This is a genomic window from Shewanella indica (genome assembly GCF_033842865.1).
Lineage (GTDB): Bacteria > Pseudomonadota > Gammaproteobacteria > Enterobacterales > Shewanellaceae > Shewanella > Shewanella indica.
The window spans coordinates 1,004,874-1,016,560 of the sequence record NZ_JAWXXR010000001.1; the positions used below are offsets into that span (position 1 = coordinate 1,004,874).

Here is an 11,687-nt window from a genome sequence, read left to right on the forward strand (position 1 = left end):
TTGCTAAATTGACAACCGCAAGGACACATAAAATAACAGCCCATTAACGGAGCGGGCGGTCACCCCAGAGGAATAGATGATGAACACCAGCAGCAAACTCGGCCTTCTGCTTTTAGCCTGCGCATTGGCCACAGGCGCCACCGCAGCCGACGGCGGCAACCCCAAGAAAGGCAAACACCTGTACAAGAAAGTCTGTAAAGAGTGTCACAGCAAAGCAGGCATAGGCGGCGAACTGACTCCCATGAGCAAGACCATGAGCCAATGGGACAGATTCTTCGCCAGAGACAAACACAAAGCCAAACCCGAGGCGTTTCAGCCTTTAACAGAGCAGGAACTCAAGGATATTCAACAGTTCCTGTACGACCATGCCGCCGACTCGGATCAACCCCAGACCTGCGGTTGATCCGAGCGCATAGGCGCCAATCACTTAACTAAATTTACAGCTTGCAAGCAAAGTCATGGGGTTACCCCAGGGCCGCTTGCTGCCTGAAAACGACCGGCAAGACCGGTCAGGAGAATCTACTATGCGTACTCTTATCGCTCTGGCGGTGGCCCAGGCACTGGGTTTAGCTCTGCTGGGCAGCCCCCAGCTTCAGGCCGGGGAACTGGATGACAGCACCAAGATCCGCGAGCTTAAACAGCAACTGCAGGAGATCACCGAAGAGCTGGATATACTCAACAGCCGGGTGGACAAGACAGAGCGGCACACGGCGCTCGATCGACTGGAGATCAGCGGCGACTTTCGTACCCGAGCCCACTCGCTGCACTATGGCAATGTCACCTGGCATCCGGCGATCAAGATGGACTTCAACGACTTCGGCGCCAAAGCCATGGCCGGCGAACTGGGCAACCCCATGGATCCCTCCTCGCCCCTTGGCAAGATGATGGCTGCCAACCCTGAGCTGGCCAACGCCTTTGCCCAGGGGCAACTGCAGGGCGTTATGCCCTATGTGCTGGCGCCTTATCGCAGTGGCGACATAGACAATGACATCTTCTACACCACTCGGCTACGGCTCGATCTCAAGGCTAAGGTGTGGGACAACGTCAGCTTTGCCGGACGCCTGACCATGTTCAAGGACTGGGGCGATTCCACCGGTGTGCAGGTGTTTGATTCCTGGCGCTCTTTCACCATGGACGGCACCAACTCAGGCAACCCCAGCGGCGACTGGCTGCGGGTCGAGCGCGCCTACTTTGACTGGAAAAACATCGGCGGCAGCGAGTTTTATCTGTCTGTCGGCCGTCGTCCCTCCACCTATGGCCCACCGAGCCACTACCGGGAAAATGAAAAACGTGGCGGCACCCCTTCCGGACACCTGGTCAACTTCAACTTTGACGGTGCCACTCTGGGCTACAAGCTTGGAGAGCTCACCGGGATAGAAGGCCAGGTGGTGCGTTTCTGTTACGGTCAGGGCTTTGAGTCCCAATGGGGCAATGGCGAGCTTTATGGCGATACCGTCAGCAAGGACACCCATCTGGGCGGTTTCAACATTGATGTGATCAACGATGGTAACCACTTCCTGCAGCTGACCCTGTTTGCCGCGCGGGATATCAACGACGGCTTCAAGGGCACCATGGCCTTCCCCAACGAGTTGGCCGGCATTTTCGCCCCCACTCTATACAGCGATCTGCAGAAATTCGACAACTTCAACTTTGTTACCCGGGTGCAACCCAGCGGGGTCATAGGCGACATGTATCTGGGCGGCCTGGGCTATGCCTATGAGTCCGATGACGATCTCAAGCTGTTTGCCTCCTTTGGCTGGACCCGCGCTGAGAGCAACGGCAACGCCGGCATGTTCGGCGGCATGTTGACCGACGCCGTGTTTCAAGCAGAGCTCAACAGCAGTGGCGATGAACTGCTGATGGTGCCATCCAGCGCCGAGTCCGATGCCTCCCACGATGGTTACGGCATCTATATCGGCATGCAGATCCCGGCGCCTTACGGCAAGTTCGGTCTAGAGTACAACTATGGCTCCAAGTACTGGACGCCCTTCACTCAGGCCCAGGACGACCCGGTCGGCAGCAAGCTGGCCACCCGCGGCCATGTGGCCGAGGCCTACTACATCTTCGACATCAATCCCAAGATGTTTATCAAGCTGGCGGGGCTCTACTACGACTATGAATACACTGGCTCGGGCACGCCCGTGGGTGCACCTGTGAAGGTGGATGATGTACTGGACGGCAGCGCCTATTCGCTATTGCCCGTGGTGGATACGGCGCTGGATATCAACGCCTCACTGACAGTGAATTTCTAGGGAGGAACACAGATGAAAACATTTTATCTGCCATTTATAGCCACGGCACTCTGGCTCGGCCTCCTGAGCCAGGCCCAGGCCGGCGGCCCCCACAAAGAGGTACTCAAGGGCCCCTTCAACACAGGCTCGGAAGTCACCCAGGCCTGTCTTGAGTGCCATGAAAAGGATGCCGATGACTTTATGCTGTCATCCCACTGGACCTGGGAGCTGGAGCAGAAACTGCCCGGACGTACAGTCAAACGGGGCAAGAAAAACTCCATCAACAACTTCTGTGTTTCCATTGCCGGTAACGAACCGCGCTGTACCGGCTGCCATGCCGGTTACGGCTGGAAAGACAACAGCTTTGACTTCAAGGACAAGACCAAGGTGGACTGCCTGGTGTGCCATGACACCACGGGTACTTATGTGAAAGATCCCGTTGCGGCCGGTGAGGTATTCAAGACAGTGGATCTGCTGCGGGTCGCCCAGAATGTCGGCAAGCCGGTGCGGGATAACTGCGGCAGTTGCCACTTCTACGGTGGCGGCGGAGATGCGGTCAAACATGGCGACCTCGACTCTTCCATGGCCTACCCGGACAAGGCCACGGATGTGCATATGGACAGCGACGGCAACGACTTCCAGTGTCAGGACTGCCACACCACCCAGAAGCATATGATCAGCGGTAACGCCATGGGTGTGTCCCCCGGCGGTGAAGATCATATCGGCTGTGACAATTGCCACGACAGTGCACCACACGGCAACAAACAGCTGAACAAGCACGCGGCGACCGTGGCCTGTCAGACCTGCCACATTCCCTTCTTTGCCCGCCATGAGCCCACCAAGCTGCACTGGGACTGGTCAACTGCCGGTGAAGACAGGGAAGAGAGCCTGGATCAATATGGTCGTCACAGCTACGCCAAGAAAAAGGGCAGCTTCGTTTGGGGCAAGATGGTCAAGCCCAGCTACGCCTGGTACAACGGCCGCGCCGATGCCTATATGGCCGGTGACAAGATGGATCCCGAGCAGGTCACCCGTCTGACCTTCCCCCTGGGTGACATTCAGGATCCCAAGGCGAAGATCTACCCCTTCAAGGTACACACAGGCAAGCAGGTGTACGATAAGGTCAACAAGGTGCTGCTCAATCCCAAGACCTATGGCAAGGGCGGTTTCTGGTCTGAGTTTGACTGGGATAAGGCGATTCGCTTAGGGATGGCCGCCAGCGAGCCCATGCAGGCCAAGGGCATCAGCTACAGCGGCCAGTACGGCTTCGCCAAAACCGAAATGTGGTGGCGTATCAACCACATGGTCTCGCCCAAGAGTGAAGCGCTCAAGTGCGCCGACTGCCACAACGGCGGTGACCGCCTCGACTGGCAGGCGCTGGGCTATGAGGGCGACCCCATGAAACACAAAGGCGGCGCTCGCCACGCCCGCTGATCCGATTCAGGCAAGCCCTGAAGACCGGCTCCCGCATCTCCCTGCCTCCCGGGAGCCGGTCACTCTCATCTGCCACTCTCTCATCTGGTACTCCCCAAACGAGATGCCACTTATCCCCAAAAAAGACATTTAGACCCAGAATCGGGCCAAAGTGTCCAAGCGGCACTACACTGAATTAGACTATGACGGTAAATTCGGGTCATTGATGATGCAACTCCCTACAAAAAATGGCATTTTTCTTGCGTTGTCTGGGCATCCTTTTCTGTGGCAAGTGCAATGACAACAAACGGCAAGACTTTTTCCTCATTAAACCGCTCCCTGGGTGAGCTTAGCGGCGCCTTTGCCGATCTGGGAACCTTTCTCCCTCTGGTGCTTGGGTTGATAGCTCTGAATCAGTTTTCTCCCCAAGGCATTTTTCTCGGTTTCGGTCTCTTTGCCCTGGCCACAGCCCTGTTTTATCGCCGCCCCATTCCCGTGCAACCCATGAAAGTGATTGCCGCCCTGGTCATCGCCCAGGGGCTGACACCTGGCATGATGCAAGCCAGCGCCATGCTGATGGGAGTAATACTGCTGGTACTGGCGGCTTCCGGCGCCATCAGTTGGCTGTCGCGGCAAATATCCCAGGCTATCAGTGTCGGCATCCAACTGGCCATAGGGCTGCAACTGTTGTGGATGGGCTTCAAGATGATGGCCGACGAGCCTGTGCTGGGATTCGGCGCCTTCGCACTGATTTTCTTTGCCCGCTTTATCCCGCTGCGCTATCTGGCCATGCCCTTGGTGATTGCCCTCGGCATGCTATGGCAATACCAGCAAGGCGGCAGCGACAGCAGCTTTGTGTTCAACAACACGCCTTGGCACTTGAGCTGGCCCGAATTAAATGACTGGGGAGCCGCGGCAACCCTGTTGGTGCTGCCGCAACTGGCGTTGACTTTGACCAATGCCGTTATCGCCACCTCAGTAATGGCCAAAGAGAAGTTCCCCGAAGACAGCAAGCGTTTCAGCCCCAAGGCCTTTGCCACCAGCTCTGGCCTGGCCAATCTGCTGCTGAGTCCCTTCGGTGCTTCGGCCATGTGCCACGGTGCCGGAGGGTTGGCGGTGCAATACCATTTCGGTGCCCGCCGCCTGTGGGCGCCGCTAATCTTCGGCGGCAGTTGCCTGCTGATAGCCCTCTCCTGGGGGGAAAACGTGGCCTGGCTGCTGAGCCTTATTCCGCTGGCTATTCTCGGTAGTCTGCTGTCCACCGCCGGCTTGCAGTTGGCCTGGTCCAAACGCCTCTTGGACGGCAAGCCTTTCTGTATCTTTGTTATCCTGGCGACCGCTGTGGTGAGCCTGGCCGTCAATGCCGCCGCCGGTTTGGCTGTAGGCGTGGTATTGGAGTTCGGCCGCCGTCAGTGGCAAACCCTGAGCGCACTGCGCTGATCTCAATCCACAAAGCCGTCATCCCGGTTCAAACTGAGCCCGGGATGGTGGCTTTAGAGTCGATGGCAGGCGTTATCTGCCGGGCCACTTAGCCTGCCGGGAAGCGGCGCGGCGGATTAAGCGGCACATCGTTTTGGCTCAAGGCCCACCTGGCAATCTCATCCTTACGCATAAAACCGACATCTGCATGAGACTTGGCATACTCGAGGAAGGAATTGAGTGCGCTGACGATTCCGGGGGCACCGCCTATCCTATCGTGAACACTGATGGACATCATGCGTCTGCGGTCTGACCCTTCGAGATAGAGGCAGTCAAATTCATCCTTGAGTTCCTGCAGAAAGGCCGCGGCTGTCATGGCTGTATTGCCGCCGAAGCGGCCTATATCGTTGTTGCGCAGGCTATAGGGCACCACGGCAAACGGCTTTCCTTTGACAGGGATCAGCGACGGCTCATCGCGGCCCAGATCATCTATGTGGTAGATAAAACCGAGCTGCTGCAGTATCTCCAGCGTCTTGGGGGTATGCCGCATCCAAAAAGCGTTGAACCCCAACGGCCGCTGGCCGGTAATCCGCTCCAGAGTGGCAATACTCTGCTCATAGGAGGCGCGCTCTTCGGCTTCACTCATACTGTACTGCGGCGTCCAACTCTGACCATGGCCGGAGATCTCATGACCATGCTCGGCCACGGCTCTGGCAAGCTCAGGAGCCAGTTCGGCAGCCCGCCCCACCATGTGCGACGTCACCTTGATACCGTGTTTGTCCCACAGCCGCAAAAGCCGGGGGATCCCCTCATTCATGCCGTAGGCGTACCAAGTCGGCGTGATGGTATCAACATAACCCGGCTCCATGGGGGGAAACGGCCCTTCGGCATTTGCCCCTTGGGCTCCCGCTTCAAACTGCATTGAGATAGAGATAACCAGGCGCTCACCATTGGGCCAGAAATGGCGCTTGCCTGCTGGGTTATTTTTACTATCAGCGGCCACAGCCCCTGGAAGCAACATGGGCGTGCTCATGCCACCAGCGGCCACGGCGGTTTGACTTAGACCCAAACCGGCAGCCAGAGCGCCGCCGGCCATTAAAAATTGTCTGCGTGAATGCATACTCTTTACTCCTTAAGGCTTGAGATTCATCTGGGAGAAAAGACTCTGATAGTCTTCCAGATGCCAGTTGTCTGTAATACGGCCTTGCTTAACCCGGTAGAGATCCACCGCCTGAAAATTTATCGCCTGCCCCTGACCCTGCTGTTCGCCAAATTGGCCACTGAAATGACCACGAAACCTCAGACGCACAGTGACATAGTCATCGGCCACCAGGAGATGCTCAATCTCAGCGCTGAGATCCGGCACCGCCTGTCTGAAGCCCTCTGATACCTGTAATACCCCGCCGAGTCCCTGGGATCGCCCGCTTGGCAGTGTACGATCGATAAAGTGTTCACTCAGGGCTACACGGGCAAAGGCCGGATCGCCACTGTTCCAAAATGCGGCGTAAAGACGGGCCGCCTGGACAATCTCGGCCTCAGCCTGACTGCCATCTGTCACCAGAATCTTGGGCACTGGCAGGTTTGTTGCCAAAGCAGCCGGTCTGGCCACTACTGTTGCAGCACTTAAGGCCAGAGCGCTACAGAGCAAGGCCGGCCAAATAGCGGCGCGGCTCACGGCCCGAGACGCATTGAGCGCCGGGCTTTCCCGCTTCATTGACCCACCTCAAGAGGCTGCAACGCCGGATAATCTGTGTATCCCTCGGCGCCGCCTCCAAACAGTGGGCCAGTGCCGAGCGGCGCCAGCGGCTTACCGAGCTGTAAACGTTTTGGCAGATCCGGGTTGGAGATAAAGGGGCGGCCAAAGGCCACCAGATCGGCATAGCCTTGCTCCAATACTGTTTCGGCGCGTTCAAGATCGTAGCGACCGGCCACTATGATGCAGCCAAGAAAGGCATGACGCAGGCTGCGACGAAAGCTTTCGGGAATCTCAGGCGCATCGTCCCAATCGGCTTCAGACAAGTGCAGATAAGCGACTCCTCGCTTGTTAAGCTCGGCCGCCGCCAGGAGTATGGTGTCGACGATTTCCGGGCAAGCCATATCCTTAAAGGTGACATAGGGCGCCAGGCGAATCCCCACCCGCTCCGGGCCTATGCGTTCGGCGATGGCATCTACGACCTGCAGCAGGAAACGTATTCTGTTGGCCTTAGTGCCGCCGTAAGCATCGTTACGCTTATTGGAGTTGGTCCGCAGAAACTGATCGATCAGATAACCATTGCCACCATGTACCTCAATGCCATCAAAACCCGCTTCAACGGCATTGACTGCGGCATTGGCAAAATCATTCACAACCCGGTCGATATCAGCCTGGGTCATGGCTCTGGGTTCCGGACAATCCACCATCTGGCCGCCATCACTGCCGTTTGAAACCCACACCTGAGTCGCCGTCGGTGCTATGGCCGAAGGGGCTATCGGCGCTTCACCCTTCTGGAACACGGGGTGAGACACCCTGCCAACATGCCAAAGCTGATTGAAGATTCGTCCCCCGGCGTCATGCACGGCGCGGGTAACCAAACGCCACCCCTGCAGCTGCTCTTGGGTGTAGATCCCGGGTGTAAAGGAATAGCCCTGGCTGTCGTCGGAAATCTGGGTGGCTTCTGTGATGATAAGCCCTGCCGAGGCGCGCTGGCGGTAGTATTCCGCCATCATGGCATTGGGAATATTGCCCGGTTGACTGGTGCGCGAACGCGTCATGGGGGCCATGACCACCCGATTGGACAGATACAATCCCTTGAGGGAATATGGAACTAACAGTGACATATGAAACTCCTGATGACTGAATGGCGAGCTCGCCGGAACACTTCACAGGCTCATTGTCTATCTTTCGAACTTGATTGATAATTGGGCTATTACTTAACTTATTTTCAAATAATTTTTGAATGTATCATCTCAATGATCTGCAACTGGCCTTACGGGTGGCCGAACTTCAGAGCCTGTCTGCCGCCGGACGCGAGCTGGGCATGACCCCGGCCGCCGCCAGTGCCGCACTGCAGCGGCTGGAAAAGAAGCTGGGCAGCCAGTTGTTTGCCCGCTCCACCCGGCGACTGCAGCTCACCGAAGAGGGACAAGTGTTTGTCGATGCCGCCCGTCAGGCGATGGGGCTTTTGGACAACGCCGCCATGGCGTTGGCGGAAAGCCGCGGTGAGCTCAAAGGAGAAGTCAGGTTGGCACTGCCTTCGGACTTGGGCCGCAGCCTGATCCGTCCCTGGCTGGACCAACTGATGGCCGGGGCGCCCGAGTTGTCACTGCAGTATTTCTTCGGCGATCAGCTGACAGATCTCATAGGCCAGAATGTTCACCTGGCGCTGAGGTACGGCCATTTGAGCGACTCCAGCCTGATGCGGCGGCATCTCTTGTATGTGCACAGGGTAGCGGTGGCCTCGCCTGAGTACCTGGCCCAATATGGTCGGCCCAAGACGCCCCATGAACTGAGCCAACATAAGGTGCTGATCCTCAATCGTGGCGGTGAGCCTTGGCAACGCTGGGGCTTCACGGAAGCCGGTAACCCATTGGCCGTTGAGGTGAAAGGCAGGCGAATAGCCAATGATGGCGCCGTCATTCGCGACTGGGCCCTGGAGGGCCAGGGCATCGCCTTCAAGAGCTGGTTGGATGTCGCCGAAGATGTGCATGCCGGGCGGCTGATTAACCTTTTTTCGCCCCAGCAATGCGAGACTGTGCCGCTGCAAATCCTGTACCTGCATACCGACTACCCCAGCTTCAAGGTGCGGCGGGTGATAGATTTTCTGGCCGACAGGTTTCAGACATTTGAGCGGCGCTTTCCGTTGATTTGAACCTAGCCCATTCTAGCGCAGCGTTGCCGGGATTAGCGCCGGGCTTTCTATTCGATCGGGGCTTTTTTCTCGCTCAGGGCTGTTGCCCCCAGAGGCAGCCACACCCGCACCCGGCAACCGCGGCACTCGCGGCGGTTTTCCAGCTCCAGATGACCATTATGCTGAGTCACCACGTCGCGGCAGATAGCCAATCCCAGCCCCAAGCCATCCTCCTTGGTGGTAGCAAAAGACAGCATCAACTCCGCCGCCGAGGCGCTGAGGCCTATGCCTGTATCCAAGAGTTCCAGCAGCAGCCACTCTCCCTTGGTCCCGGCTGCGGGGGGCGCGGCCTGATAGTCGAGTTTGAGCTGGATCTCCCGTTTACCCGAAACTTCATCCAGGGCATCCATAGCATTTTTCAACAGATTAACCAGCATCTGACTCAGCCCTACAGCATCCCCCAGCAACGGCCGCTCCGACCCGCGGCGACTTATTTTGAGCTCGACGCCCTGCTGCTCCATCGGCCGCTGAAACAGCGCCAGTGCATCCCTGAGCAGTGACTCTATCACCACTGGCTCAGATTCGGCCCGGCGCCGACGCAGCAAACCGCGAATACGATGCACCACGGCCCCTGCGCGGATAGACTGATTATTGATCTTGGTCAGCACCTCACGCATGGCATCGGCGCGCTCGCCACAGCCCTCGGCGGCGCGCTGCTCCAGCACCATCATGGCGCCTTCACTGTATTGGGTAATAGCGGCAATCGGCTGATTGAGCTCATGCGCCAGCCCGGCACCAATTTCGCCCAGAATAGCGGCACTTTGCATTCGTTCCAGTTGCAACTCTTTGTCCCGCAGTTGTCGCTCTGTTGCCAACAGGAATTCACTCTTCTGGCGAAACTTATATTCCAGCCACAGGTGGTAGAGAGTGGAGATCAGGAACAGTAACAGCAGCGCTCCGCCCCACTCCTTGTTCTTGCGTACCCAGTCGATGGCGGCTTCATAAAGAGGAGGTGGGCCGCCGTGAAGATCCAGCTCCTCATATAGTTTGATCACCTTGAGCTGACTGATAGGAGCTGTCCAGCCCATGGTGTCGGCCTTGATCGCCGCTTCAGAGTCGGAAGGCAAGTCGAACAGCGCCCGGGTCACCGCTTGGGTGATATGACTGGGCACCAGATCAGAGGCGGCAAATGACCAGTTGGGATAGAGGGCGCTGCTGGTCTCGCAGTCATACCCCTCGGGCTTGACGCCGTTGATTACCCGATAGTCCTGACGTTGCACCAAGCCGGTTTCCACCATCTCCTCCAGGGTACAGAAGGGAGTAATGGCGGCATCGACAGTGCGGTCACGCACCTGGTAAACCAGAGGCTCCAGCGGAAACCCCAAAAAACGCACTTCGCCGAAAAAACGCTTGGCAGCAAAGCCACGCTTGTTGAGCAAGCCTACTGTCGCCTGATATCCCCCCAGCGCCTGAGGATCGCTGGCCACCACTGTAGCACCACGCAGCTCCTCAATATTGCGCACCGGGCTGTCGGCCCGCACTATGATAGCCGAGCTGATAGCAAAGGTAGTTCCCAAGTGCTTGCGACTACGCATGGTAGCCAGCCACGACAGGGGCAGCTTGCTGCTGAGGCTAAGGTATTGCCCTGGGTTGGTCACGATAAAGTGGATCCTGTGCTCCAGCAATTGCTGGCTCATTTGCTCAAAAGTCAGCGGTTCGACCTCGAAGCGATTTCCTGGAAGTTCTTGGCTGAGATATTGCATCATGGGGCGCCATCTCTCTTTGGCTTGAGCCACACCATGATTGGCCAGCACTCCGACCCGAAACACAGCCTCTATGGGCTCGTCACCCATTTCGGCATCGGTCGCCGGTTCATACAGTTGCGCCGAAGCCGAAGCACACCCGGCCCCTAACAACAGTATCAAGATTAATATTCTGGCCATTCCCACTCCCCTTTTATCCATGAAGATAAGCTAATACAGACAGCGAAAAAATAACTTGATGGAGGGCAAATGTCGGCCAACACCTCAGTGATCTGGCTCTAAAAGCCAACAACCGAGTTTGAGCCTCACTGCGACAAAGATTAGGATTGGCTTATTCACCTGAGAGAGGCAAGTATGTGACTGACGTAGCGCTTTATTTGGTGGACGACGATGCCGCCGTCCGGGATTCACTCGGCTTTATGCTGAGCCAATTCGGTTATCGGCTGCAAGCCTTTGACAGCGGCCAGGCATTTCTCCAGGACGCTGAGTTGGAGGCGCCTGGCTGCGTGATCCTCGACAGCCGCATGCCTGAACTCACAGGCCAGCAGGTGCAGCAGAGACTACTGGAGGCCAACAGTCCCTTGGGGATCATCTTTCTTACCGGCCATGGCGATCTGCCAATGGCCGTTGACGCCTTTCGTCAGGGAGCCTGCGACTTTTTCCAGAAACCCGTGGCCGGCAAGGCGCTGGCCGCCGCCATCGAAAAAGCCTTCGACTACAGCCTCAAGACCCATGAACAGCAGCAACTGCAGCAGAAATACGCCACCCTGACCGAGCGCGAGCAGCAGGTATTGCAACTTCTGGTGCAGGGAATGACCAATAAACAGATGTCCGAAGCTCTCTATCTGTCGCTGCGAACCATAGAGGTACATAGGGCCAAGATCATGAAAAAGCTTGGCGTCCACAGTATTGCCGAACTGATCAAGTTCACTCCCTTGGTTTGACTCCCATCCCGGGTGCGACAGCTTGTCGCACTTTGGTTGTTTAGCTTTGCCCCGCCCGCGCACAAGACCCAGAATGGGTCACCCAAAACA

10 protein-coding genes are annotated in these 11,687 nt (G+C 57.3%); 6 read left to right on the forward strand and 4 right to left on the reverse strand.

Features of this window, described 5'->3' with window-relative positions; genetic code table 11:
- The first annotated feature begins 76 nt into the window (after positions 1 to 76).
- From SIL79_RS04625 to SIL79_RS04640, 4 genes are all read left to right on the forward strand, one after another.
- Positions 77 to 403, forward strand: a complete 327-nt coding sequence (locus SIL79_RS04625) for a c-type cytochrome (RefSeq protein ID WP_025010197.1) — start codon at positions 77 to 79, stop codon at positions 401 to 403.
- 121 nt (positions 404 to 524) lie between these two features.
- A complete protein-coding gene (locus tag SIL79_RS04630) occupies positions 525 to 2,252 on the forward strand; it encodes a DUF3373 domain-containing protein (protein ID WP_162206479.1) in 1,728 nt (575 codons plus the stop codon).
- Positions 2,253 to 2,264: 12 nt separating this feature from the next.
- The gene (locus SIL79_RS04635) at positions 2,265 to 3,665 is read left to right on the forward strand and encodes a tetrathionate reductase family octaheme c-type cytochrome (protein WP_319619018.1); all 1,401 of its coding nucleotides are present in this window, start codon (positions 2,265 to 2,267) and stop codon (positions 3,663 to 3,665) included.
- A 276-nt stretch (positions 3,666 to 3,941) separates the two neighbouring features.
- The gene (locus SIL79_RS04640) at positions 3,942 to 5,084 is read left to right on the forward strand and encodes a putative sulfate/molybdate transporter (RefSeq protein WP_071476788.1); all 1,143 of its coding nucleotides are present in this window, start codon (positions 3,942 to 3,944) and stop codon (positions 5,082 to 5,084) included.
- Between the two features lie 88 nt (positions 5,085 to 5,172).
- Here the strand turns inward: SIL79_RS04640 and SIL79_RS04645 are convergent, their stop codons facing one another.
- From SIL79_RS04645 to SIL79_RS04655, 3 genes are read right to left on the reverse strand one after another with little or no spacing between them, the layout of a single operon-like run.
- Entirely contained in the window at positions 5,173 to 6,183 is a 1,011-nt protein-coding gene (locus tag SIL79_RS04645; protein WP_071476787.1) for a polysaccharide deacetylase family protein, read from the reverse strand.
- Between the two features lie 12 nt (positions 6,184 to 6,195).
- On the reverse strand, positions 6,196 to 6,777 hold the full coding sequence (locus SIL79_RS04650) for an ester cyclase (protein WP_083399846.1): 582 nt from the start codon (positions 6,775 to 6,777) through the stop codon (positions 6,196 to 6,198).
- Positions 6,774 to 7,880: an alkene reductase gene (locus tag SIL79_RS04655; RefSeq protein ID WP_071476786.1), complete on the reverse strand. Its 1,107-nt coding sequence runs from the start codon at positions 7,878 to 7,880 to the stop codon at positions 6,774 to 6,776. The genes SIL79_RS04650 and SIL79_RS04655 overlap by 4 nt, the downstream gene beginning before the upstream one ends.
- Positions 7,881 to 7,999: 119 nt before the next feature.
- Between SIL79_RS04655 and SIL79_RS04660 the strand changes: the two genes are divergently transcribed.
- A complete protein-coding gene (locus tag SIL79_RS04660; protein ID WP_025010203.1) occupies positions 8,000 to 8,911 on the forward strand; it encodes a LysR family transcriptional regulator in 912 nt (303 codons plus the stop codon).
- 47 nt (positions 8,912 to 8,958) lie between these two features.
- On the opposite strand, the gene SIL79_RS04665 is transcribed toward SIL79_RS04660, so the two are convergent.
- Positions 8,959 to 10,743, reverse strand: a complete 1,785-nt coding sequence (locus SIL79_RS04665; RefSeq protein WP_319619958.1) for a sensor histidine kinase — start codon at positions 10,741 to 10,743, stop codon at positions 8,959 to 8,961.
- A gap of 236 nt (positions 10,744 to 10,979) precedes the next feature.
- Between SIL79_RS04665 and SIL79_RS04670 the strand changes: the two genes are divergently transcribed.
- Positions 10,980 to 11,597: a response regulator transcription factor gene (locus tag SIL79_RS04670; protein ID WP_256213945.1), complete on the forward strand. Its 618-nt coding sequence runs from the start codon at positions 10,980 to 10,982 to the stop codon at positions 11,595 to 11,597.
- Positions 11,598 to 11,687: the final 90 nt, after the last annotated feature.